This is a genomic window from Saccharomonospora marina XMU15 (assembly GCF_000244955.1).
In the GTDB taxonomy this organism is placed as follows: Bacteria; Actinomycetota; Actinomycetes; order Mycobacteriales; family Pseudonocardiaceae; genus Saccharomonospora_A; species Saccharomonospora_A marina.
In genome coordinates this window covers 4,570,027-4,593,544 of record NZ_CM001439.1, presented here as the reverse complement: position 1 = coordinate 4,593,544, position 23,518 = coordinate 4,570,027, and the positions used below count along the sequence as shown (strand labels likewise).

Sequence of the window (23,518 nt, the reverse complement as noted above, 5' to 3'; positions counted from 1 at the left end):
ACCTTTGGGCAGTGCCTGCCCACGCTCGCTCAGCCTTCCGGATACCGGCGAGAACCCCCTGCGACTCCACAACCCCGCTACACGCATGTCATGTGAATTACCACACAGCGGGCCTTCTATGCCGCGTCGTTCGGTCATCGCGCGGACGGACGAGGCATGGCCTCGTCAGGTGGTCGTCACCTCGTCGGACCTTCGCACCGCGGCGACCTGCGAAGGGCTCGCCGCGGCCTCGCTGAGCGGCGCCACGCTGGAGCGAAAACTCTCCAGCGCTTCCAGTTCCCTGCGGCGTGCGGACAGGAAGCGTTGCAGGTGCGTGCTCGACAGGTTGACGGCCTCGACGGCATTGTCGGCGGCGCGGTGAGCCGATGCCGCCCGTGCTCGCACCTGTTCCACGTCCTCGAGCAGCGTGCGCTCGGTCGCCGCGAACATGGCGGCCGACGCGACGACCGCGAACCCGGTGGGCCCGCACAGGAACACGCGGCGGTCCAGCAACCAGCGCAGCAACTCGGGGTCGGTGTCCAGTGCCGCCACCACGGCCGCGTCGGACGGCACGAACATCACGGTGCCGTAGATGGCGTCCGCCCACCGCTGGTAGCCCTTGCCCGCCAGTTCCGCGGCACGAGAGCGCAGGTTGCGCACGTGCACCCGCAGCGCGTCGAATCGTTCGTCCGGATCGTCGGTCTCCACGGCCTCCGCCCAACAGGCAAGGCTCGCTTTGGCGTCGACGGGCACGGTTCGGCCACCGCCGACCAGCAGCACCATGTCCGGCTTCGCCGCGCCGCCTCCCGCCAGATCGGTCTGCAACGTGAAGTGCAGCCCTTCCCGCAGTCCGAGTGCGCGTGCCGTCTCGACCAGAACCTGCTCACCCAACTCCCCTCGGCCACTGATCGAGGCGAAGGCGACCTCGTAGCGCCGCAGCGCGGCCTGCTGCTCATCGACCCTCGCGCGCTCGGCGGCCACCTGCCGCGCCGCCGCGTCGGCCCTGCGCATGCCGTCCTGGTACAGCCGCCACAGCATGACGACCGCTGCCGCCAGCAGCAGGGCGACCACGGAGGCGGCAGTGGCGAGCACCGCAGAGGGCGCAGAAGTCGCAGAAGCAGAACCCACCGAGTCGCTCCTTCCTCGCGTCGGGACCGGCCCATCATGGCGCAGCGGGCCGACGGAAAACGACCAGCACGGCAATCGAACACACGTTCGAGTGACACGCCGGGGATTTGTCCGGTGTTCTGTCGGGTCCGGGCTCTACGTTGATCGCGTGCGACTGCTGCATACCTCCGACTGGCACGTGGGACGGACGTTCCACGGCACGGATCTGCTCGCCGAGCAGGAGTCCGTGCTCGAACACCTGGCCGCCGTCGTGGTCGACGAAGCGGTCGACGTCGTGTTGGTGGCCGGTGACGTCTACGACCGCGCGGTCCCTTCCGCGGAGGCGGTACGGGTGGCAGGCAAAGCGCTCAGCCGCATCCGCGACGCGGGCGCTCAACTGGTCATCACGTCGGGCAACCACGACTCGGCCGCCAGGCTGGGTGCCTTCGCGGACTTCGCCGCACAGGGCGGTCTGCACCTGCGTACGACAGTGGCCGCCATCGATCGTCCGGTCCTGCTCGACGACGAGCACGGTCCGGTCGCGGTGTACGGCATCCCTTACCTGGAGCCGGAACCGGCCAGGCATGCGCTTGGTGTACCGCAAGCCAGGGGACACACCGGAGTGCTCACCGAGGCGATGCGTCGCGTCCGTGCCGATCTCGCGGCCAAGCCCGGCTCGACCCGCTCGGTGGTGCTGGCGCACGCGTTCGTCACCGGTGCGGCGCCGAGCGAATCCGAACGCACCATCGCGGTCGGCGGTGTCGAGCAGGTTCCCGCATCGGTTTTCGACGGCGTCGACTACGTCGCGCTCGGACACCTGCACGGACCGCAGCGTGTCGCCGAACACCTCAGGTATGCGGGCAGCCCGCTGGCCTACTCCTTCTCCGAGACCGCCCGCAAGTCGGTCTGGTTGGTCGATCTCGACGCCGACGGCCTGGCCGAGGTGCGGCGAAGGGAGTTGCCCGTGCCGAGGCGGCTGGCCACGGCGACCGGCACGCTGGAACATCTGCTGCGGGCCGCTGAGTACGACGACGTCGTCGACTGCTACCTGTCGGTGACACTGACCGACCGCGTGCGTCCAGTCGACGCCATGCGAAGGCTGCGGGAAAGGTTTCCCCACGCGGTACATCTCGACTGGCGGCCAGAGGCGGGGACGGCGACGGTGCTGCGTTACGCCGAGGCGGTGCGCGGCCGCTCTGACATCGAGATCGCTTCCGGCTTTCTCACCGATTGCAGAGGCGCTCCGCCCACCGAGCGGGAGCACGCGCTTCTCGCTACCGCGCTGGAGGCGGCGGGCAAGGCCGAGCCACGAGAAAGGGACCGGGAATGAGGCTGCACCGGTTGGAGGTCGCCGCGTTCGGGCCCTACGCGCGCCGCGAGGTGGTCGACTTCGACGCGCTCGGTGCTGACGGGTTGTTCCTGCTGCACGGTGACACCGGAGCGGGCAAGACGACGCTGCTCGACGCGGTCGCGTTCGCGCTGTACGGCACCGTGCCAGGAGCGCGGGGGCAGGTGAAGCGACTGCGCTGCGATCTCGCCGAGCCCGACACCGACACCGAGGTAGCGCTCGAACTCACCGTGCAGGGGCACCGGATGCGGATCGTACGTAGCCCCGAGTACCGCAGGCCCAAGCGGCGAGGTGACGGCTACACCACCCAGCAGGCGCGGGCATCGCTGACCTGGTTGAGTTGCCCACCGCACGGCCACGCGGCCGACGGCGTCACCCGCATCGACGAGGTCGGTCGTACGGTGCAACGGCTGCTCGGGATGAGCGCCGAGCAGTTCTTCCAGGTGGTGCTGTTGCCGCAAGGCGAGTTCGCGCGGTTTCTGCGTGCCGAGACCACCGAACGCGAACAACTGCTGGAGCGACTCTTCGGCACGCAGCGATTCGCGGATGTCGAACGGTGGTTTCGTGACCTGCGGACAACTCGCGGCAGAGAACTGGAACGGCGCCGCGCCGCCACACGGGAATGGGTCGCCAGGCTCGCGCAGGTGGCGGAGACGGAGGCGCCGGAAGAACCAGGGTTGGAATGGGTCACCGAGATCAGGCAGCGCGCTAGCGCAGCACTGGCTGCCGCCCGGCAGGAGGAGCGCGCCGCGAGCGAGGCGAGGCGGGAGGCCGAGGCCACGTTGCAGCAGCGCCGCTCGGCCGCCGACCGGGTCCGCAGGGTGCGGGCCGCGCACCACAGGCTGGCCGAGTTGTGGGAGCAGGCCGACCAGCGTGCGAGCTGGAAGTCGGAGCAGGCCGCGGCGCGAAGGGCTCATCCGGTGGCGGAGCTGGCGGCCGAGTTGGACCGGGTGACCGAGCGGCTCGAGCACGCACGGTGGGAGGAGGCGGCGGCTGAGCGAGCGTGCAGCACCCTGGGGTTCGAGCAGCCGCAGGCCGAGGTCGCGGTGCTGCGGTCCAGCGCGGCGGCGCTGCGGGAGCAGGCAGGGCAGCTGGCCGGTCTGGTCGAGGAGTCCGGGCGGCAGGTCGAGGATCGCGACCGGCTGGCCCGCCTCGAGGAAGAGGCTGCCTACGCCGCGGAACAGGCGGCAGCGATCGGAGAGAAGCTGGAAGGCTTTCCCGAGCGCATGCAGCAGCTCAGCGCCGAGTACGAGCTGGCGAGTCAGGCGGAGGCCGGGTTGGAGGCGATCCGGGCGAGGGAGCAGGAGGCCGCGGCCGCGCTCGCCGACGCCGACCGGCTGCCCGAACTGCAGCGTGCCGTCGAGCGCGCGCTGGACGCCGAGCGCGTCGCTGTCGACGATCACCAGGCGGCCCGCGCCACGCTGCTCGACCTGCGCGAGCGGCGGCTGGCCGGAATGGCGGCCGAGTTGGCCGCCGGGCTGAGCGAGGGGGCACCCTGCCCGGTGTGCGGCTCGGATGAGCACCCGGCACCGGCTGAGGCGAGTGTCGACTCCGTGGGCGATGCCGAGGAACGTGCCGCGGCCGAGCGGGAGGAGCAGGCCGGGCAGCGTCGCGATCTCGCCGTGAACGCGCGTCATCGAGCCGAGAACGACCTCGCCCGCCTGCGGGAACGGTTGTCCGGCCGGACTCGCGAGGAGTTGGCGAAGAACCTCACCGAGATCGGTGCCGAACTGCGGTCGCTGTCGCAGCGAGCGGCGAGCAAGGCGAGGCTCGAGGTTTCGATCCGGACCGCGCAGGAGGAGGCCGACGACCTCACGGCCGATCGGACGAAGGCGCTGCGCGAGGTAAGCGAGGCGAGGGCCCAGCAGCGCGCTCTCGTCGAGCGGATCGAGGAACGGGCGCAGCGCCTCGAAGCCGCCCGCGGTGACTTCACCGACGTGGCCGAGCGCAGGGAACACCTGGTCGCTGTAAGTGAGGCGGCCGAGAAGCTGGCCGAGACCCGGTCCGTTCGGGCCGCCGCGGAGCAGCGGCTCGACGAGCAACGGGGCACGATGCTGGACGCGGCGCGGCGCGCGGGCTTCGCCACGGTGGAGGACGCACTGTCGGCGGCAAGGCCACAGGCCCGCATCGCCGAACTGGAGCGGTCGCTGGCCGAGGCCGAGCGTGCCGAGGCCGCAGCGAGGGGGGTGCTGGAGGAACCCGAACTGCGTGGTGTGTCACCCGAGGACGAGGTGGACGTCGAATCCGCACAGCAGGCGGTGGAGAGCGCACGGAGCCGGGCGGAGTCCGCTTTCGCCGCCGTGCGGGCGTGTTCTGGCCGGGCACACGACCTCGACAGCCTGGCCGAGCACTTCCGCTGCGCGCTTGCCGAGCTTGAACCCGCGGAGCGGGAGTACGCCGAACTCGACGCGCTCACCGACGTGGTCAACGGCAGAGGACAGAACGCGAGGCGGATGTCGCTGCGGTCCTACGTGCTCGCGGCCCGGTTGGAGGAGGTCGCGGTGGCCGCCACGGCGCGGTTGCGCTCGATGAGCCAGGGCCGCTTCTCGTTCGTTCACTCCGATGCCGCCGGGTCACGGGGCACCCGGGGAGGGCTCGGCATCGATGTGCTCGACGACTACTCGGGCACGGTACGTCCCGCTAAGACGCTGTCAGGGGGAGAGTCGTTTCTGGCCTCACTGGCGCTGGCGCTCGGTCTGGCCGACGTGGTCGCCGCCCAGACCGGCGGTGCGCTGCTCGACACGCTGTTCGTGGACGAGGGGTTCGGGACACTGGACAGCGAGACGCTGGACGTCGTGATGGACGTGCTCGACGAGTTGCGGGCGGGCGGCCGCGTAGTCGGCCTGGTGTCCCATGTGGAGGAGCTGCGGCAGCGCATCCCGATGCGGTTGCGGGTGCGCAAGTCGCGGACGGGCTCCACGGTTCGGTTGGAAGGGGGGATGCCGGTGGCGTGCTGAGCCGACTGCGTCGCCGACACCTCACTTGGGCGTGGGTCCGGCCGGGGACTCGTGGGCGAGCAGCCACCGCTTGACCTGCAGCCCCCAGCGGAACCCACCGAGCCCGCCGTCGATTCGCACGATCCGGTGGCATGGCACGAACAATGCGGTGGCGTTGCGGGCGCAGGCGGCGGCCGCGGCGCGGACAGCCTGCGGCCTCCCCGCGAGTTCGGCGAGGTCACTGTAGGTCAGTGGCTTGCCCGCGGGGACGCCGCGCAGTACCTCCCAGGTGTGTGCGATGAACTCGCCTGATCGTTGCCGTACGGGTATGTGATCGACGGCGTCGAGCTCGCCCTCGTGGTAGCGGTGTACGGCCCTGCTGACCGGCCCGAGTTCTTCACGGGCACGCAACTCGGTCGGTTTCGCGGCGGCAGATACGACCTTCAGCAACTCGTGCGGATCGGCGGTCCAGCCCGAGGCGATCACCGCCCCGTCGGCCGCGACCAGGGCCGTGAACGGGCCGATCGGGGTGGGGTGTGTGGACCAGCTGGCGATGTTCACGAGGTTCCTCCGTTGTCATGGTTGGCGCTGACCCGCCACAGGTACATGGCCGCGTAGGAACGCCAGGGGCGCCAGGTCGCGGCGTGGCGGGCCAGCTGTGTCGTGCTGTCACCGATGCCGATGCTTGTCGCGCCTTTGCGCAGCGCGAGGTCGTTGCGCGGCAGGATGTCCGGTTGGCCCAGTAGCCGCATCAGTACGTAGTCGGCCGTCCACGGGCCGATTCCGGGTGCGGAAAGCAGCTGTTGCCGAAGCTCGTCGGGGTCGCGCCCGACGTGCGGGTCGAGTGCGCCTGCGGCCAGCGCTTCGGCCACTTCGATGATCGCGCCGACTCGCCTGCGCGGCCCGCGCAGCACGGCTTCGCCGTGTTGTGCCACGGCGGCCGCGGTGGGGAACAGCAGGCCCGGGTCGTCGGTGCCCGCGAGCGGCACGGGCTCGCCCAGTTCGGCGACCAGCCTGCTCGCCGCCGTGCGGGCGGCCGCGACCGACACCTGCTGTCCCAGCATCGCGCGCAGCAGCAGTTCGGGACCGTCCACCGCACCGGGCACCCGGATGCCGGGAGCCGCCGCGACGGCGGGGGCCAGTGCCGGGTCGGCGGCGAGGACGTGGCGGACGGCGGCGGGGTCGGCGTCCAGGTCCAGCAGGCGGCGCACGCGCGCCACGGCGGTTGCGAGGTCCCGGACATCGGTGAGCCGAAGATCGCAGCGTACGTGGGTGTTTGACGGGCTGAGCGCGACCAGGCCACTGCCGTGCGGCAGCCGAAGCGTCCTGCGGTAGTCGCCCGCGGCGGACTCGACACCGGGTATTGCCCTGGCGCCGAGAAAGCCGAGCAAGCCGGCAGCGTCGAGTGGTGGGCGAAACGGCAGTCGCAGGCTGAGCCGGGCGCCTGCTCGCGTCGGCGGCGCGGGTGGCTCGGCTCGGGCGCGTTTGCCGTGGGCCGCCGCCCGCAACTGCGACGGCGTCGTCGCGAACACCTCCCTGATCGTGTCGTTGAACTGCCGCACGCTGGCGAATCCGGCGGCGAACGCGACGTCGGTCAACGGCATGGCGGACAGTTCGATGAGCAGGCGGGCGGAGTGGGCGCGGTGCGCCCGGGCCAGTGCCAGTGGTCCTGCGCCGAGTTCGGCGGTGAGCACTCGCCCCAGTTGCCGCTGCGAGTAGCCGAGTTTTCGGGCCAGTCCCGCGACACCCTCCCGCTCGACCGTCCCCTCGGCGATGAGCCGCATCGCGCGAGCGGCAAGATCCGCGCGGACGTTCCACTCGGGAGAGCCTGGTACGGCATCAGGTAGGCATCGCTTGCACGCGCGGTAGCCGCTCGACTGCGCGGCCGCGGCGGTGGGGAAGAACTTCACATTGCCGGCCTTGGGTGGCATCGCCGGGCAGGACGGCCTGCAGTAGATTCCGGTCGTGCGCACGGCGACGATGAACTGCCCGTCGAAGCGGGCGTCCCGTGACGTCACGGCGCGGTAGCAGCGCTCTGTGTCTCGCCACAGCGAGTGGGGTGCCGAATGCGTTGCCGTCGCCTGAGCCATACCCTGATCGTGCCAGCAGCTCAGCAGCTTGACTGGCGGAAATCGGACAGTGAAGTCGCCGTGCGGTTCCCGCTCGGCGGCAGTACCGTCAGGCCCATGACGAAGGGTGTGCGGGTACCTCCGCTGCGTGCCGCGGTCGTAGCCATGGGTGCGGTTGCGGCGATCGTGTTCGGTTCCGCCTGCGACGAGCCGCAGCGCGGGTACGACGGCGGTGACCAGGAACAGGAGCGGGAACAGGAAGGCGACGGTGAGCGCGAGGAGGACGGCGACGGCGGCTGAGCAGGGCCTCGGCCCTGGCACGTACACTGGATCTCCGTGAGTCTGACCCTCGGCATCGTCGGCCTGCCCAACGTCGGCAAGTCCACCCTGTTCAACGCGCTGACCCGTAACGACGTGCTCTCCGCGAACTACCCGTTCGCGACGATCGAGCCGAACGTCGGCGTGGTCGCCCTGCCCGACCCTCGACTGGACAAGCTGGCGGAGTTGTTCGGCTCGGCTCGGACGGTCCCTGCCACGGTGTCCTTTGTGGATATCGCGGGGATCGTGAAGGGTGCTTCGGAAGGGGCGGGTCTCGGCAACAAGTTCCTGGCCAACATCCGCGAGGCCAACGCGATCTGTCAGGTGATCCGCGTGTTCGAGGACCCCGACGTCACGCACGTCGAGGGCAACGTCGACCCGATGTCCGACATCGAGACGATCAACACGGAGCTCATCCTGGCGGACCTGCAGACGCTGGACAAGGCGCTGCCGAGGATGGAAAAGGAAGCGCGCACCAAGAAGGAGGCCAGGCCTGCCTTCGACAACGCCAAGCGCGCCAAGGAATTCCTAGACTCCGGCCGTACGCTGTTCTCCGCACAGCACGAGGTCGATCTTGACGGCCTGCGTGAACTGAGCTTGCTGACCGCCAAGCCGTTCCTGTACGTGTTCAACGCCGACGAGGGGGTACTCACCGACGAGGCCAGGCGTGCCGGACTGGCGAAGCTGGTCGCACCCGCCGACGCGGTCTTCCTCGACGCCAAAGTGGAGTCCGAACTGCTCGAACTGGACGACGAGGAGTCGGTGCGCGAATTGCTGGAGTCGGTGGGGCAGGAAGAACCCGGGCTACACGCACTGGCTCGAGCCGGTTTCCACACGCTGGGCCTGCAGACGTTCCTGACCGCTGGGCCGAAGGAAGCGCGGGCGTGGACGATCCGGAAGGGCGCCACCGCGCCACAGGCGGCGGGTGTGATCCACACCGACTTCGAGCGAGGGTTCGTCAAGGCCGAGGTCGTGTCCTTCGACGATCTGGTGGAGGCGGGTTCGATGGCCGCCGCCCGCGCGGCAGGCAAGGTGAGGATGGAGGGCAAGGACTACCTCATGGCCGACGGTGACGTGGTCGAGTTCCGGCACGCACCGGTCTCCGGGCGGTAGCCGCGCCTGGCCTCAGCTGAGGCAGGTCACCGGCACCCGGTGCGGGAGGTTGTTGGCGAAGCCGCCCCGGTTCCACGAACCGGCGTCGGGCTGGGTGTTGCCCGCCGCGTCGACTGCTCGAACGGCGAGCGTGTGCCTACCCGGCACGGCCTCCCATACCGCGCTCCACCGCCGCCACGCCCAGCGGCCACCGTCGTCGGGGCCCAGCCTCGCGCGTGACCAGGTCCTGCCGTCGTCGTGGCTGAACTCCACAGCAGCCAGCGCAGCCGCGCCCGACCACGCCCGCCCGGTCAGTTCCACGGTCCCAGGATGTACGAAGCGCTCCCGCGTCTGGAAGTCGGGGAAGCCGGGCGGGATGAGCAGCGCTCTCGGCGCTGTCCGCGTGACCGCGTCTCCTTGCTCGTCGCCGTCCTGCCGGATGCGGTAGGCCACCGTGTTCTGAAAGCCGGTGAACGGCTCCTCGATCAGTTCGATCGAGCGCAACCACTTCACGTGTGCCATCCCGTACCAGCCGGGGACCACCAGCCGCAGTGGGTAGCCGTGCTGGGGTGGCAGCGGCTCACCGTTCATCTCGTAGGCGAGCAGCACGTCATCGCCGAGCGCGTCGGTGACGGCCAGACCACGCTGGTAGTCCTGCTCGACGCCGCGTTCCACGCCGTGGTCGGCACCGGTGAAGACGGCATCGACCGCCGAAGCGCTGACGCCCGCCGTTTCCAGCACCGTGCGCAGCGGCACGCCGGTCCAGTCGGCTGTGCCCACCGCTTCCACCAGCCACGGCTGGCTGATCGGGCGTGGGCGCAGGTGGGCGCGACCGTTTCCCGCGCACTCCATCGTCACCCGCACCGTGCGGGAGGGCAGCGCGCGCAGTTGCGCCAGGGACAGCGTCAGTTCGGTGTCGACCGCCCCGCCGACCTGGAGTTGCCAGGTCGTTGCGTCCAGGTACGGGATGTCGTAGTGGACGAGCAGGTAGTGCAGTCCTGGCGGTGTCACGTCGTGGCGCAGTGCCTCCAGTGGCATGCCGTGGTTGCGTGCCGCGAGGGCGAGTTCGTCGATCGTGATGCCTTCGTCGTCAGCCGCGAGCCGTGCAGGCCTGCTGACTTCGCTCAGCTGTGTGGTCATCCTCACAGCATGCGCTTCAGCTGGGTGCGTGGTCGAGTCCCGGCCGCTACTCGGCGACTTTACAAAAGATTGCCTCTTGTCAAAGCAGGTGTACAACTCCTACGGTTCTGTAAACCCGAGCCGTAGGAGGTCAGGCCATGGTCAGTGTCAGCGGTGACACCGGCACGATCCTGCCGGGATCGACGCAGCGGTGGAAGGACAGGAAGCGCTACCTGTGGCTGATCGGCCTGGTGGTGCCGTCTCTGGCCTTCGTGGCACTGGGAATGCACTCCGTCACCGGCTGGGGAGTGTGGTTCTGGATCGGTCCCATCGTGATCCTGGTGGTCGTCCCCGTCATCGACCTGGTCACCGGGCTGGACAAGTCCAACCCGCCCGACGACATGATCGAGGCGCTCGAACGGGACAAGTACTACCGCTGGATCACCTACCTGTTCCTGCCCGTCCAGTACGCGGGCTTCGCGATGGCTTTCTGGCTGATAGCCCGCGGCGACCTCGGTGTGGTCGACAAGCTCGGGCTGGCGATCTCCATCGGCTGCATCGGCGGCATCGGTATCAACACCGCGCACGAACTGGGGCACAAGAAGGAGAGCCACGAGCGCTGGCTGTCCAAGATCGCGCTCGCGCAGAGCGGCTACGGCCACTTCTACATCGAGCACAACCGCGGTCACCACGTGCGGGTCGCGACACCGGAGGACCCGGCGAGCAGCAGGTTGGGCGAGAGCTTCTACCGGTTCTGGCCACGCACCGTCGGCGGTTCGCTGAAGAGCGCATGGCGGCTGGAGAAGCGCCGCTATGCCCGTCGTGGCCAGCACCCGTTCCGCATCGGCAACGACGTGCTCAACGCGTGGGCGATGACGGCCGTGCTGTGGGGGGCGATGATCGCGTGGCTCGGCGTCGGCATCCTGCCCTACCTGCTGATCCAGGCGATCGTCGGCCTGTCCCTGCTTGAGGTCGTGAACTACCTGGAGCACTACGGCATGCTGCGGCAGCAGGTCGGCCCCGAAGGAAGGCGGCGTTACGAGCGGGTCGATCCCAGCCACAGCTGGAACTCCAACAACGTCGCCACCAACGTGCTGCTCTACCACCTGCAGCGGCACAGTGATCACCACGCCAACCCCACCCGCCGCTACCAGACACTGCGTGACTTCGCCGAATCCCCGGTGCTGCCCACCGGCTACGCCGGGATGATCGTGCTGGCGCTGCTGCCGCCGCTGTGGCGCCGAGTGATGGATCCGAAGGTTCTCGCGCACTTCGACGGCGACATCTCGCGCGCCAACATCGACCCTCGACGCAGGGAGAAAGTGCTGGCCAGGTACCCGGTACCCACAAGGGATGCCGAGCGGCGGGCCACCGGGCGCGCGGAGAGTGTGTCGGCGGCACCGGTCTCCTCGGGCGCGGCACGGTGTCCCGGCTGCGGCTACGTGTACGACGAGGCGGTCGGCGATCCCAGGGAAGGCTTCCCCGCGGGAACGCCGTGGTCGGCCGTGCCGGACAGCTGGTGCTGCCCCGACTGCGGTGTGCGGGAAAAGGTCGATTTCGTCGCGCTCCCCGCGCTGGCAAGGGGGCAGGCGTGATGCGGATCGAGGTCGATCGCGGCAAGTGTGAAGGGCTGGGCATGTGCGAGGCGATGGCGCCGGACTTCTTCGAGGTCGCCGACGACGGCAGCGTGCGCGTGCTGGATGAGAATCCGGCCGAGGAACATCGGGAACACCTCACGGCCGCCGTCGACGCCTGTCCGATGCTGGCGCTGAGGCTGCGGGACTGATCGTCATGGAACGGCTCGTGGTGGTGGGCGCCTCCGTTGCGGGGCTGCGCGCGGTCGAGGCGGCTCGCCGCGGTGGCTACAGCGGGCGTATCACCCTTGTGGGCGCAGAGGATCACCTGCCCTACGATCGCCCGTCGCTTTCGAAGAGCTTCCTCGAAGCGGCGGGTCCGGTGCGGCCCCGTCCGCTGCGCGGTGAGCGGGAACTGCGCGAGGAGTTGGGCGTCGAGCTGATGCTCGGCGCGCAGGCGGACGCGTTGGACACCACGGCCAAGGAGGTCGCCGTGGCGGGTGAGCCGGTGCCGTACGACGCACTGGTGATCGCCACCGGCGCGGCGCCGCGGCCACTGCCGGGTGCGCACCGGGTTGAGGGCGTGCACCAGCTGCGCACCGTCGAGGACGCGTTGGCGGTGCGTGCCGCGCTGGACGCCGGTGCCCGCACCGTGGTCATCGGGGCCGGTTTCATCGGCTCCGAGGTCGCTTCCGCCGCGCGCAAGCGAGGGCTGCCGGTCACGGTCGTCGAGGCCGACGAACTGCCGCTCACCCGGTCGGTGGGTCCCGAGGTCGGCGCCGTCTGCGCTGAGCTGCACCGTGAGGCGGGTACCGACCTGCGGTTGAACACCCGGGTCAGCGAGGTGGAGTCCCGGCACGGCCGGGTCAGCGGCGTACGGCTGTCCTGCGGGACGGTGCTTCCCGCCGAACTCGTCGTACTGGGCACCGGTGTGGCCCCGGCGACGGGATGGCTGGCGGGCAGCGGAGTCTCGCTGCACCCCCGTGACGGCGGCATAGTCTGTACCGCCACGCTGTCGGCCGAGGGCGCCTCGGGGGTGTACGCGGCGGGGGACGTCGCGCACGTCCCGAATGCCGTTTTCCACGGCGAGCTGATGCGCACGGAGCACTGGATGAACGCGACCGAACAGGGCGCGGCCGCGGGCAGCGCAGCGGTCGGCGCGCGCTCCCCGGCCGGTGGGATGTCGGTGCCGTACTTCTGGTCGGACTGGTACGGCCGTCGGATCCAGTTCGCGGGTACCCCGCACGCCGACGAGGTCGCCGTCGTGGGCGCGTCCGGACCCGGGTTCACGGCACTGTACCGGCGGGGTGACCGGTTGGTCGGCGCGCTGACGGTGGAACGGCGCAGGCAGGTGCACACCTTCCGCAAGTTGATCATGCAGCGGGCCGGCTGGGCGGAGGCGTCGGCGCTCGCGGAGGAGGCGGCGACGCCTGCCTAGGATGGCGGTCATGACACAGGCCGTGGCGACGGGTTCCGGCAGCGGCCATACCCGGCAGCGGATCATCTCGGCGGCGATCGAGTTGACCGCGCGCGACGGGTGGTCGAGCGTGACCATGGGGCGGCTGGCGGAGGCGGTCGGGGTCAGCAGGCAGACGGTCTACAACGAGGTGGGCTCCAAGTCAGCACTGGCGGAGGCGATGGTGCTCGACGAGTTGGGCCGCTTCCTCGACGCGGTGGAGCGAGCGTTCGACGAGCACCCGGGTGACCTCATGGCAGCGATCCGGTCGGCAGCTCGCGCCGTGCTCGAACTGGCCGAGGATAACGTGCTGTTGCACGCGATCGTGTCGGCCACCCATGCCGCGGGCACCGACCTGCTTCCACTGCTCACCACCCACGCGGGTTCGCTGCTCTCCACGGCGAGGGCCGTGCTGACCGAGCGGCTGACGCGGTTCGAGTTGCCCTTCGACGAGCACCAACGCGGCGTCGTGATCGACGTGGTGGTACGGGTGGTGCTCAGCCATGTCATGCAGCCCTCCGACACCCCGGATCGCACGGCGCAGGACATCGCGTGGGTGGCAGGCCGGGTGCTGCGCGCACCGGACTGACCGGTGTCGGCAATGCGGGACTCGCGCGCCGCAGCGCAGGACTCGCGTACGGGAACGCGGGACTCGCGCGCCGCAGCGCGGGACTCGCGGGCGAGAGCGCAGGACTCGCGTACGGGAACGCGGGACTCGCGCGCCGCAGCGCGGGACTCGCGGGCGAGAGCGGGGGACTCGCGGTGGTGGTTATGGGTGGGTCGTCGGCGAGTCCGTCGCCGGGTCGCCGGGTCGCCGCCTGCCCTTGGCCGTGTAGAACAGCACGCCTCCCGCGACCGCGATGATCATCGCGAACGCGGTGCTACCCACGACGAGCGCCTGAACGATCCCGTCCGAGGCCGGGCCGGCCGCCTGCTCCTGGGTGTCCTTCGTCGCGGCGGCCGCGGGCAGCACCCCGGCGCCGAGCAACATCATGATCAGTAGCCCGAGCGCCGAGGCGGACGGGAAACGCCGCACGGAACGGTTCATCGCGCACTCCCTTCGACACGGATCGGCTACCCACAACCACGTCCGTTGCCACGTCAGGAGTTGCCCAGGATGCCCGAGATCACACCGAGTCGATCACCTCGTCGATCTCCTCGGCGAGAGTCACGTCCTTTTCGGTGATACCGCCTTCGGAGTGTGTGCTGAGCCGGAACCTCACGGTCCGCCAGCGGATATCGATGTCGGGATGGTGGTTGACACTTTCCGCGATCTCCGCGACCCGGTTCACCACCTGGATCGCCTGCGGGAAGTTGGCCAGTTCCACCGACCGCTCGATGGCGTCGCCGTCACGCCGCCATTGCGGAAGGTGCGTCAGTGCTTCGTCGATGCGTTCTTCGCTCAGTACGTCTGCCATGCGTCCATGGTGCTGTGCGGGCGAGTACGCTGCACCTCTGCCACGGGAGTCCGGCGTAGCCGGGCTGAGAGGTGGGCTGAGCCCCACGACCGTTCGCACCTGATCCGGATCATGCCGGCGAAGGAAGGCTCGCGCCATCCTTGCCGCGGCGACAAGGAGGCCGCATGAGTGGACAATCGCGGAGCTTGCGACGCCCTGCTCGTGCGGGCCGACCGGGGTGGGCCCCCGCTGTGGCAGGTTTGTGGGCCACAGCAGGGGAGGGTGTCCCGCAAGCTGCCGGAGGCCGCATGAGACACCTGCGACTGATCGCCGCGCTCGTCGCGGTGGTGTTGCTCAGCGCAGGCTGCACGCTGGTGGGCGGCTCCGGGGAGCAGGAGCAGGGCCCGGTCACGGTCACGCTGGTCACCCACGACTCTTGGGCCGTCCCGAAGGACGTGCTCGCCGCTTTCGAGCAGCGCGCGGGCATCAAGGTGCGGGTGCTCAAGGAGGGCGATGCGGGTGAGCTCACCAACAAACTGGTCCTCACCAAGGCCAACCCTATCGGTGACGTCGCGTACGGCGTGGACTCGACGTTCGCCTCACGGGCTCTGGCCGAGGGCGTGTTCGAGCCCTACACCAGCCCGGAGGCCGACCGTGGCCCGCAGCGTTACGCTATCGACCGGCAACACCGGCTGTCGGCGGTGGACGTCGGCGACGTCTGCGTGAACGTCGACACCCAGTGGTTCGCCGAGCGTGACCTGCCGCTGCCGCGGACACTCGACGACCTCACCCAGCCGCAGTACCGCGGCCTTTCCGTGGTGCAAAACCCCGCCACCTCGTCGCCGGGGCTGGCGTTCCTGCTCGCCACCGTCGCCGAGTTCGGCGAGCCGGGGTGGACCGACTACTGGCGCAGGCTGGCCGACAACGGGGTGCAGGTGGTCAGCGGCTGGACCCAGGCCTACACCCAGGAGTTCTCCGGTTCTTCCGGCAAGGGGCCGCGCCCGATCGTGGTGTCGTACGCCTCCTCTCCCGCCGCCGAGGTCGACGCCGAGGGCAAGCCACGCACCGAGGCGCTGCTGGACACCTGCTACCGGCAGGTGGAATACGCGGGCGTGCTCGCGGGTACGCAGCGGCCGCAGAAGGCGGGCCAGGTCGTGGACTTCCTGCTGTCGCAACAGTTCCAGTCCACCGTGGCCGAGAACATGTACGTCTACCCCGCGCGGCAGGGGGTGGCGCTGCCTTCCGGCTGGGAGAAGGTGGCTCCGCTGCCCACCGAGCCCGCCTCGTTGCCGGGTGAACAGGTGCGTACCGAGCGCGAACGCTGGATCAAGCAATGGCGCGAGCTGCTGGGAGCGTAGCGGCGGGCACGCTGTCGGCCGCACTGCCGATCGCCTTCCTCGCGGTGTTCTTCGCCTGGCCGGTCGTGGCGATCCTGCGGCTGGGTTTCAGCGACGGTGCCGTGATCACCACGCTGGCGCAGGCGCAGACCTGGGAGTTGGCGGCCTTCACGGTCGGGCAGGCGGCGGCCGCCACCGCGGTCGCGGTCGTTGCCGGGCTCCCGGTCGCGTACCTGATCGCCCGGGTGCGCCTGCCCGGTGTCGCCGCCGTCCGCACGTTCGTGCTGGTGCCGTTCGTGCTGCCGACCGTGGTGGTCGGGCTGGCGTTTCGCACGCTGTGGCCCGGTGGCGGGGTGGTGACGATCGTGCTGGCCAACGCGTTCTTCAACGTCGCGGTGGTCGCGCGGACCGTCGGCGGGCTGTGGGGACAGCTCGACCGCAGGGGGGAGGACGCGGCGCGGGCACTTGGCGCCTCGCCGTGGCAGGCGTTTCGATCGGTGACGCTGCCCGCGCTGGCACCGGCGATCGCGTCGGCGGCGGCCGTGGTGTTCCTGTTCTGCGCCACCAGCTTCGGGGTCGTGCTGCTGCTCGGTGGCTCGCGGTTGCGCACGCTGGAGACCGAGATCTACCTGCGCACTGTGGAACTGCTCGACCTGTCCGGTGCGGCCGCTCTCTCGCTGGTGCAGCTCGCCGCGGTCGTCGCCGCGTTGACGATCGGTGCGGTGGCTCGCCGGCGCGGGGAGAAGGCGGCCGTTCTGGGTGGTCGCGCCAGGTCGGCGCAGGCGCCGCAACGGGGTGAGTTGTGGGTCGTCGGCGCGGCCTTCGGTGTGATCGCACTGCTGGCCGTGCCGATCGGCGCACTGCTCGTACGCTCGGTTTCCGGCCGGGACGGTTGGAGTCTGGCGGGGTACCGCGCGCTCTCCGGCGCGGGCGAGGGCGGGGTGCTCAGCGTGACGGGCTGGGAGGCGGCGATGAACTCGCTGCGCACGGCCTTCGACGCCACGGTCTTCGCGATGCTTGTCGGTGTGGTCGCGGCGGTGACGCTGGTGTCGTTTCGACGTTCGAGGCAGCGTGCGGCACGCCTCGGCGGCGATCTGATGGATGCGGCGTTGATGCTGCCGCTCGGTGTGTCCGCCGTGACGGTCGGGTTCGGCTATCTGGTGACACTCGGTGACCTGCCCTGGGATCTGCGCACCTCGCCGCTGCTGGTTCCGTTCGCCCAGGCTCTCGTCATCATCCCGCTCGTGGTGCGGATGGTGCTGCCCGTGCTGAGGTCGGTGGACGAGCGGCTGCGTCAGGCCGCCGCCACGCTTGGGGCGCGGCCCGCCCGGGTGTGGCGGGAGGTGGATCTGCCGCTGGTCGGCCGCTCTCTCGCGGCGGCGGCGGCCTTCGGCTACGTGGTGGCGCTCGGCGAGTTCGGCGCCACCAGCTTCCTCGCCAGGCCGGAGGCGCCGACCCTGCCGGTGGCGATCGCAGGCCTGGTGAGCAAGCCCGGGGAGCTGAACAGCCAGTTGGCGTACGCGGCGTGCGCGCTGCTGATGGTTGTCACCTTCGCGGTGGCGGCGGTCATCGATCGGCTGCGCTCGCCGCAGGCGCGGGTGGGGGAGTTCTGATGCTCACCGTGTCGGGGTTGACGGTGCGTTACGGCGGTTTCGTCGCGGTGCGGCAGGCCGACCTCGAGATCGCGGACGGCGAGGTGCTTGCCCTGCTCGGGCCGTCGGGATCGGGCAAGTCGACGCTGCTGCGGGCCATCACCGGACTGGAACCCTCGGCCACCGGCGACGTGCGCTGGGACGACGCCGACCTGTCGCGGGTACCGGTGCATCGCCGCAACTTCGGGCTGGTCTTTCAGGACGGCCAGCTGTTCCGGCACCGCGACGTCGCGGGCAATGTCGCCTTCGGGCTGCGGATGCGCGGCGCGAGCCCCGCTGAGCAGGCGGAACGGGTGAGCGAACTGCTGGAGCTGGTGGGGTTGTCCGGTTACGAGCGGCGCGCGGTGGGCGAGCTGTCCGGAGGCGAGGCGCAGCGGGTCGCGCTGGCGAGGGCGCTGGCGCCCCGGCCACGGCTGCTGCTGCTCGACGAGCCGCTGTCCGGGCTGGACAGGGAACTGCGGGAGCAGTTGGCGATCGACCTCGCCGAGGTGTTGCGCCGCGCCAAGATCACCACGCTGCTGGTCACGCACGACCAGGAGGAGGCCTTCACCCTCGCCGACCGGCTCGCCGTGCTGGACGCGGGCGAGATCCGGCAGGTGGGCGATCTGCTGGACGTGTGGCGGCGGCCGGTGGACGAACGCGTGGCGCGGTTCCTCGGCGTCAGCACGGTACTGGCAGGGCAGGTGACCGACGGTGTGCTCCGGTGCGCGCTCGGCGAGTGCCCGCTGCCCTGGGCGCCGTCGGGTTCGCTGACACTGGGCCTTCGGCCCAACGCCGTGCGGGTGGCTTCCGAAGGGCAGCGCGCCGAGGTGTTGGCGAAGGTGCACCGGCGCGATCATGTGCGGCTGTCCGTGCGGCCCGAAACCGGAACGGGCCGGGTGGACGCCGTCGCGTCGATGACGGACGACATCCATCCCGGCGACCGCGTTCACCTCGCGCTGGACCCCGACGGGATCGCGGTGATCGGCAGGTGAAGCGGGCTCAACCGTCCTTGGTGGCCAGCCGCGCGTAGGCGAGGCACAGCCCGATGACGAGGTAGCACGCCGCCCGCAGCGCGCCCTCGCCGAGCGCGTCGGCGGGGATCGGGTCGCGCAGCACGTCGCCGATGGCTGTCCACGAGGAGTTGAGCAGGAACGGGTGCAGCCAGTCCAGTGCGTCCAGCAGGTTCAGTACCGAGAACACCACCACACCTGCCAGCACGGAGGCCACGACCAGCATCGGGTGCTCGGTGGTGGCGGAGATGGCCAGCGCGACGGCGGCGACCGCCCACAACTGCAGCGCCACCCACCCTGCAGCCAGCAGTACTCGCAGCAGCGCACCGGGAAACGACAGCGTCGTACCCGACAGCGTGAGCAGCGAGTCGGTTCCGTTGATCGCGAGACCGGTGAGCACGCCGGTCAGCGCCATCACGAGCACCGCGGTGAGGGTCAGCACGGCGACGCCGACCGCCTTCACGAACAGCAACCTGCCCCTGCTCACCGGGGCCAGCAGCATGCCGCGCAGCGTGCCGTGCGCCTGCTCGCCCGCGATGGCATCGGCTCCCGCCATCGCCGCGCTCAGCGGCAGCAGCAGGCTGAGCGTCATCGCCATCGCCCCGATCGGCAACACCAGCGCGTTCGCGCCCGCCGTCGCGAACAGCGAGCCGTTGCCGTCGCCGCCCCGGCCGGGCGGTCCGGGGGAGTCGACCAGCGTCAGCGCTATCCCCACGATCACGGGGATGACGGCGAGCAGCCCGAGCACCACAAGGTTGCGTGGCCTGCGGAAGATCCAACGCAACTCGGCTCGCAACAACCGCAGCAGTGGTGCCCGCAGCCGACCCGCACTCTGCTCGGCACCGGATACCGAGGTCGGTGTCACATCGGTGGTCACGTCGCCGCCTCCTGCTGCTCGTCCGGTCCCTCCTGCTGGGTCAGTCGCGCGAACAGGTCCTCAAGGCCCGTTCGCGCCCTGCGCACCTCGTGCACCGGCACCTCGGCGTGCACCAGCGCGGCCACCACCTCCGGCGCCGTGGTGGCGGAAAGGTCCACCCGAACTCCCTGCGGGGTCAACCGGGACGGCACGCGCCGCTCTCGCAGTGCCGCCACCGCTCCCGAGCCGTCCGGTGTGGACACCAGCAGCGCGGGCGAGCCCGATTCCAGCAACTCCGACAACTCACCCTGCGCCACGACACCGCCCTCGTGCAGCACCGCCACGTGCGTGCACGTCGCTTCCACCTCCGCGAGCAGGTGTGACGACACCAGCACGGTCACCCCCGCGGCATGCAACTCCGCGATGATGGCGCGTACTTCCCGGGTGCCCGCGGGATCGAGGCCGTTGGTCGGCTCGTCGAGCACCACCATGCGTCTGGGAACCAGCAACGCGCCCGCGAGGCCGAGTCGCTGCTTCATACCCAGCGAGTAGGCCCGGTAACGGCGGCCCGCCGCCGACGACAGCCCCACTCGCTCCAATGCGGCATCGACCGCGCCCGCGACGCCGGCCGTCGCCAGTCTCGGCTCCGCCGAGGCAAGGCGCAGCAGGTTCTCGCGGCCGGAGAGGAACGGGTGGAAACCCGGAGCCTCGACCAGCGCGCCGACGTCGGGCAGTGCCCGGCCTGCCCCGTCCGGCATGGGGTGTCCCAGCAGCCGCACGTCCCCCGCCGTCGGGCGCACCAACCCGAGCAGCATGCGGATGGTGGTGGTCTTGCCCGAGCCGTTGGGGCCGAGCATGCCCAGCACGGCGCCCTGCGGTACGTCGAGGTCCACGTGGTCGACCGCGACCGTGCTGCCGTAGGTCTTGCGCAGCCCCCTGGCCCGCGCCGCCAGCGGTACGGTCGGCGTGGCCGCTTCCTCGGAAACGGCCACGCCGGTCAGTGCCGTGCTCACCGGCGGCCCAACGCCTGGGTCAGCACCTGTTCGGGCACCGCACCGACGGCGACCCTGCCGTCGTCGGTGATCAGTGCCGTCGCCACGGTGGTCTCGATCAGGTAGCCGGAGCCGTACGGCCCGCGCACCCGCTGCCCGACCTGTTCCAGCATCCCGCGCAGGTCACCGCCCGCTTGCGCGTCGTGACCGGTGTCGCGACCGGTGTCGACGTCGGCGGGCATCCTGGTGAGCAGCACGGTGTCCCAGCCCGACCCGACGACCTCGGGCGCGACTTGCCCGTGCTGCCGTGGACCCCTCGGCCCGTTCTGGCGTTCCCGCTCCACCTCGGCCCCCGGCGGCGGGGTGAAGCTGAACAGTTGCGCAGGCTGCGCGCCGAAGGAAATGTCGGTGAATCCCAGCCGAAGCGCGGGCTCGCTGGTGCCGTTGGTGAACGCCGACACCCGCAGCGGCAACCGCGTCTCGCTGTCGACGGCGATGCGCACTTCCCGCAGCAGCGTCCGCTCTTCCGGCTTGGGTGTCAGCACCAGTTCGTAGGCCGCGCGGTCGGCGACGGTCGCCGTGCCGTCGACTGCCACCGTGCTGCTCTGCCGTACCTCGTCGAGGAGGCGGTTGGCCAGCGTGGCCGGATCGGTGAGTTCGCCGTCGACGGGCGGTGCCGCCCTGTCGTGGGTGAGTGGAGTGCGGGTCACCGTGTTCTCGGCCGAGTCATAGGTCCACAGCACGTCCTTTCCGTGCACCACCGTGTACTCGCTGGTGTCGCGCTGGATCGCGAGCCTGCCGCGGCCCGAGCCGTCGTAGAAGACCCGGGCGGAGTCGGCCTCCAGCGCAGGCATACCCGGAACGGCGGGCAGGCCGAGGCGGTTGTCCAGCTCCACCGTGCCCGACAGCGCCGGGGCATCCGTCCGCAGTACCGACCCCACCAGGTCCTGCGCGCTGACCGGTGGCAGTTCCGGCGCCTCCCCCGCTCCCGCAGGCAGCGCGAGCAACGCCAGCCCGACCGCTCCTGCCGCCGTGCCCGCCACAGCCACGGTCACGGCCCTTCGCTTCGGATTCACCATGCCCCTCCTTTTCACTACTTGCCAGTGTGTCCCACTTCGCCATGAACCTTCGCCATGAACACTGCACGTCGTGCGCTGAGACGGACCTGAGATGCTGAGAGTGCGCTGAGAGCGGCGGCACGAACGACCAGGAAAGCGGCATGCTGGCAACCGTGAACCCTCGAGTACTTGTGGTCGACGACGAGCCCGGAGTGCGCAAGGCCCTGCAACGCGGCCTTGCCGCGGAGGGCATGGACGTCGTGCCCGCGGCCGACGGACCCGAGGCCTTGCGACTGGCGCGAACCGGCTCGTTCGACGTGCTACTGCTGGACATCATGCTTCCCGGGCTGTCCGGCTACCGGGTGCTGCAACGGCTGCGTGAGTTGGGCGTGCACACCCCGGTGTTGCTCATCTCGGCCAAGGACGGTGAGGTCGATCAGGCCGACGGGCTGGACCTCGGTGCCGACGGCTACCTGGTGAAACCCTTCTCGTTCGTGGTGCTGGTCGCGCAGGTGCGGGCCGTGTTGCGCCGGGCGACGGCGCAGCCCGCGCGTGGTCCGCTGCGTGTCGGCGGGCTCGTGCTGGACAGGGCCACCAGGCAGGTGCACTGGTACGACGAGCCGGTGGTGCTGAGCCCACGGGAGTTCGCGCTGCTGGAAGTACTCGTGGGCAGGGCGGGGACGGTCGTGACGAAGGGGGAACTGCTGCGCGCGGTGTGGGGTGACGAGCACGCGGCGACCCGCAACGTGGTGGAGGTCTACGTCGGTTACGTGCGCCGCAAGTTGGAGGCCGCGGGTGCGGGGTCGTTGCTCAAGACCGTGCGCGGCCACGGCTACCTCGCGGCCGACCCCGCCGTGAACGGGGCGAACGCGGGGTGAGCTCGCCGCGCCGCTGGTGGCGGCGGCGCAGCCTGCGCTTCCGGATCACCCTCATCACCACGACGATCACCCTGGCGTTCCTGTTCGGGCTCGCGGTACTCGCGGGCAGGGCACTCGGACCGCTGCTGGTCGGTTCCGTCGACGAGGAGCTGGCCTCGGTGCTCGGCTCGGCCGCTCCGGTGGTGGCAGCGGGCGAGTTGCCCGAAGGCCCGCGCGGAATCGAGGTCCGGGTGCTGGACACGGCGGGCGGCCCGGTGGACGGCGAAGCGCGGACCGGGTTGCCCACCGAGGCGATCGGCGACCTGAAGGCAGGCCTGGCCGTCACGACCGAACCAGGCGGTTCCGACGCGCCCACCTGGCGCTGGCAGGGCTCGGTTGTCACGGCGCCGGACGGCTCGCAGCGGCTGGTGGTGGTCGGCGCACCGATGGTCGGCTTCGCCGAGGCCGTCGCCGACGGCTCGAGCTGGCTGTTGCTGGCCGCGTTGCTCGGCGCGCTGGTGGCCACGCTGGCGACGGCGATCGGGGTACGCGCCGCGCTCGCACCGGTGAGCCGGATGCGGCGCAGCCTGCGCACGCTGCCCGCGGGAAGGCGGCTGCCGTTGCCGGAGGCCACCGACGAGTTGCGCGCGCTCGCGGGCGCCTTCAACGCACTGCTCGCCAGGCAGGAGGAGGCCACGCAGCGGCTGCGTCGCTTCACCGGCGACGCCGCGCACGAGCTGCGCTCACCGGTGGCCTCCATCAGGGTGCAGTCCGAGGTCGCCGTCGCCAATCCCGACGCAACGCTGGCGCAGGAAACGCTGGAGGACGTGCTCGCCGAGTCGGAACGGCTCACCGCGCTGCTGGACGGCCTGCTCGCGCTGGCGCGGTCGGACGCAGGCGAGCTGCCACCCGCCGAGCCGGTGGAACTGGTCACCGAGGTGCGTGAGGCGGTGGCGCGGCTGCCGTCCGGTTCGCCGCCGGTGCGCGTCAGCGCCGTCGTCGCGGCCGCGTGGGCGCTGGCCACCAAGGCCGAGGTCGAGCTGGTGCTGAACAACCTGTTGCGAAACGCCTGCCGCTATGCCGAGACGCAGATCGTGGTCTCGGTGCTCGCGGCGCGCTCGACGGTGCGGGTGGTGGTGGACGACGACGGTCCCGGCATCGAGCCGGAGCATCGCGAGCGGGTGTTCGACCGCTTCTACCGGATCTCCGACGACAGGGCGCGCAGCTCGGGTGGAGCGGGGCTGGGCCTGGCGCTCGTCGCCGAGGCGGTGCGACGAAGGGGCGGGCAGGTGCTGGTCGGCGAGTCACCCGAGGCTGGGGCGCGGTTCCAGGTGAGCTGGCGCCGCTACCGCGAGCAGGGTGCCGGTAGGTTGTCGTGA

22 protein-coding genes and 1 riboswitch are annotated in these 23,518 nt (G+C 70.7%); of the genes, 13 read left to right on the top strand and 9 right to left on the bottom strand.

What is annotated here, in order from left to right:
- Positions 1–165 precede the first annotated feature (165 nt).
- Positions 166–1,107, bottom strand: coding sequence for a DNA recombination protein RmuC (gene rmuC, locus SACMADRAFT_RS21650; protein WP_009155988.1), 942 nt, complete (start codon positions 1,105–1,107; stop codon positions 166–168).
- Positions 1,108–1,255: 148 nt separating this feature from the next.
- Here rmuC and SACMADRAFT_RS21645 point away from each other — a divergent pair, with 148 nt between their 5' ends.
- The gene (locus SACMADRAFT_RS21645; protein ID WP_009155987.1) at positions 1,256–2,416 is read left to right on the top strand and encodes an exonuclease SbcCD subunit D; all 1,161 of its coding nucleotides are present in this window, start codon (positions 1,256–1,258) and stop codon (positions 2,414–2,416) included.
- On the top strand, positions 2,413–5,391 hold the full coding sequence (locus SACMADRAFT_RS21640) for an AAA family ATPase (RefSeq protein ID WP_009155986.1): 2,979 nt from the start codon (positions 2,413–2,415) through the stop codon (positions 5,389–5,391). The genes SACMADRAFT_RS21645 and SACMADRAFT_RS21640 overlap by 4 nt, the downstream gene beginning before the upstream one ends.
- Before the next feature lie 21 nt (positions 5,392–5,412).
- Here the strand turns inward: SACMADRAFT_RS21640 and SACMADRAFT_RS21635 are convergent, their stop codons facing one another.
- Positions 5,413–5,931 (bottom strand): methylated-DNA--[protein]-cysteine S-methyltransferase, encoded by a 519-nt coding sequence (locus SACMADRAFT_RS21635; protein WP_009155985.1) that lies wholly within the window; start codon positions 5,929–5,931, stop codon positions 5,413–5,415.
- Positions 5,928–7,460, bottom strand: coding sequence for an AlkA N-terminal domain-containing protein (locus SACMADRAFT_RS21630; protein ID WP_009155984.1), 1,533 nt, complete (start codon positions 7,458–7,460; stop codon positions 5,928–5,930). Before SACMADRAFT_RS21630 ends, SACMADRAFT_RS21635 begins: the two co-directional genes overlap by 4 nt.
- A gap of 96 nt (positions 7,461–7,556) precedes the next feature.
- On the opposite strand from SACMADRAFT_RS21630, the gene SACMADRAFT_RS21625 reads away from it, so the two are divergent.
- Together SACMADRAFT_RS21625 and ychF are read left to right on the top strand one after the other, a co-directional pair.
- Positions 7,557–7,739 (top strand): hypothetical protein, encoded by a 183-nt coding sequence (locus tag SACMADRAFT_RS21625; RefSeq protein ID WP_157617296.1) that lies wholly within the window; start codon positions 7,557–7,559, stop codon positions 7,737–7,739.
- Between the two features lie 36 nt (positions 7,740–7,775).
- A complete protein-coding gene (ychF, locus tag SACMADRAFT_RS21620) occupies positions 7,776–8,870 on the top strand; it encodes a redox-regulated ATPase YchF (protein ID WP_009155983.1) in 1,095 nt (364 codons plus the stop codon).
- 12 nt (positions 8,871–8,882) lie between these two features.
- Here the strand turns inward: ychF and SACMADRAFT_RS21615 are convergent, their stop codons facing one another.
- Positions 8,883–9,989 (bottom strand): sulfite oxidase, encoded by a 1,107-nt coding sequence (locus SACMADRAFT_RS21615; protein ID WP_009155982.1) that lies wholly within the window; start codon positions 9,987–9,989, stop codon positions 8,883–8,885.
- A 137-nt stretch (positions 9,990–10,126) separates the two neighbouring features.
- Here SACMADRAFT_RS21615 and SACMADRAFT_RS21610 point away from each other — a divergent pair, with 137 nt between their 5' ends.
- From SACMADRAFT_RS21610 to SACMADRAFT_RS21595, 4 genes are read left to right on the top strand one after another with little or no spacing between them, the layout of a single operon-like run.
- Positions 10,127–11,563: a fatty acid desaturase gene (locus tag SACMADRAFT_RS21610; protein ID WP_009155981.1), complete on the top strand. Its 1,437-nt coding sequence runs from the start codon at positions 10,127–10,129 to the stop codon at positions 11,561–11,563.
- Complete coding sequence (locus SACMADRAFT_RS21605) at positions 11,563–11,754, top strand: ferredoxin (protein ID WP_009155980.1); 192 nt, start codon at positions 11,563–11,565, stop codon at positions 11,752–11,754. The genes SACMADRAFT_RS21610 and SACMADRAFT_RS21605 overlap by 1 nt, the downstream gene beginning before the upstream one ends.
- Positions 11,755–11,759: 5 nt before the next feature.
- Positions 11,760–12,980, top strand: coding sequence for an NAD(P)/FAD-dependent oxidoreductase (locus SACMADRAFT_RS21600; RefSeq protein WP_009155979.1), 1,221 nt, complete (start codon positions 11,760–11,762; stop codon positions 12,978–12,980).
- Position 12,981: 1 nt separating this feature from the next.
- On the top strand, positions 12,982–13,587 hold the full coding sequence (locus tag SACMADRAFT_RS21595) for a TetR/AcrR family transcriptional regulator (RefSeq protein ID WP_040925827.1): 606 nt from the start codon (positions 12,982–12,984) through the stop codon (positions 13,585–13,587).
- A gap of 180 nt (positions 13,588–13,767) precedes the next feature.
- Here the strand turns inward: SACMADRAFT_RS21595 and SACMADRAFT_RS21590 are convergent, their stop codons facing one another.
- Positions 13,768–14,046, bottom strand: coding sequence for a hypothetical protein (locus SACMADRAFT_RS21590; protein ID WP_009155977.1), 279 nt, complete (start codon positions 14,044–14,046; stop codon positions 13,768–13,770).
- Between the two features lie 79 nt (positions 14,047–14,125).
- Positions 14,126–14,416: a 4a-hydroxytetrahydrobiopterin dehydratase gene (locus tag SACMADRAFT_RS21585; RefSeq protein WP_009155976.1), complete on the bottom strand. Its 291-nt coding sequence runs from the start codon at positions 14,414–14,416 to the stop codon at positions 14,126–14,128.
- Between the two features lie 32 nt (positions 14,417–14,448).
- Positions 14,449–14,559, top strand: a riboswitch (TPP riboswitch).
- A 144-nt stretch (positions 14,560–14,703) separates the two neighbouring features.
- Between SACMADRAFT_RS21585 and SACMADRAFT_RS21580 the strand changes: the two genes are divergently transcribed.
- From SACMADRAFT_RS21580 to SACMADRAFT_RS21570, 3 genes are read left to right on the top strand one after another with little or no spacing between them, the layout of a single operon-like run.
- Positions 14,704–15,753, top strand: coding sequence for a thiamine ABC transporter substrate-binding protein (locus SACMADRAFT_RS21580; protein ID WP_009155975.1), 1,050 nt, complete (start codon positions 14,704–14,706; stop codon positions 15,751–15,753).
- Positions 15,729–17,345 carry an ABC transporter permease gene (locus SACMADRAFT_RS21575; RefSeq protein WP_009155974.1) on the top strand — a complete coding sequence of 539 codons (1,617 nt, stop codon included), beginning with the start codon at positions 15,729–15,731 and terminating at the stop codon, positions 17,343–17,345. The genes SACMADRAFT_RS21580 and SACMADRAFT_RS21575 overlap by 25 nt, the downstream gene beginning before the upstream one ends.
- Positions 17,345–18,358: an ABC transporter ATP-binding protein gene (locus SACMADRAFT_RS21570; RefSeq protein ID WP_009155973.1), complete on the top strand. Its 1,014-nt coding sequence runs from the start codon at positions 17,345–17,347 to the stop codon at positions 18,356–18,358. The genes SACMADRAFT_RS21575 and SACMADRAFT_RS21570 overlap by 1 nt, the downstream gene beginning before the upstream one ends.
- A gap of 7 nt (positions 18,359–18,365) precedes the next feature.
- On the opposite strand, the gene SACMADRAFT_RS21565 is transcribed toward SACMADRAFT_RS21570, so the two are convergent.
- The 3 genes from SACMADRAFT_RS21565 to SACMADRAFT_RS21555 are packed head-to-tail and all read right to left on the bottom strand — an operon-like array spanning position 18,366 to position 21,303.
- The gene (locus SACMADRAFT_RS21565) at positions 18,366–19,253 is read right to left on the bottom strand and encodes an ABC transporter permease subunit (protein ID WP_009155972.1); all 888 of its coding nucleotides are present in this window, start codon (positions 19,251–19,253) and stop codon (positions 18,366–18,368) included.
- Entirely contained in the window at positions 19,250–20,245 is a 996-nt protein-coding gene (locus SACMADRAFT_RS21560) for an ABC transporter ATP-binding protein (protein WP_009155971.1), read from the bottom strand. Before SACMADRAFT_RS21560 ends, SACMADRAFT_RS21565 begins: the two co-directional genes overlap by 4 nt.
- The gene (locus SACMADRAFT_RS21555; protein WP_009155970.1) at positions 20,242–21,303 is read right to left on the bottom strand and encodes a LolA family protein; all 1,062 of its coding nucleotides are present in this window, start codon (positions 21,301–21,303) and stop codon (positions 20,242–20,244) included. The genes SACMADRAFT_RS21560 and SACMADRAFT_RS21555 overlap by 4 nt, the downstream gene beginning before the upstream one ends.
- Positions 21,304–21,443: 140 nt before the next feature.
- On the opposite strand from SACMADRAFT_RS21555, the gene SACMADRAFT_RS21550 reads away from it, so the two are divergent.
- Together SACMADRAFT_RS21550 and SACMADRAFT_RS21545 are read left to right on the top strand one after the other, a co-directional pair.
- Positions 21,444–22,160 carry a response regulator transcription factor gene (locus SACMADRAFT_RS21550; protein WP_009155969.1) on the top strand — a complete coding sequence of 239 codons (717 nt, stop codon included), beginning with the start codon at positions 21,444–21,446 and terminating at the stop codon, positions 22,158–22,160.
- A complete protein-coding gene (locus tag SACMADRAFT_RS21545) occupies positions 22,157–23,518 on the top strand; it encodes a sensor histidine kinase (protein ID WP_009155968.1) in 1,362 nt (453 codons plus the stop codon). The genes SACMADRAFT_RS21550 and SACMADRAFT_RS21545 overlap by 4 nt, the downstream gene beginning before the upstream one ends.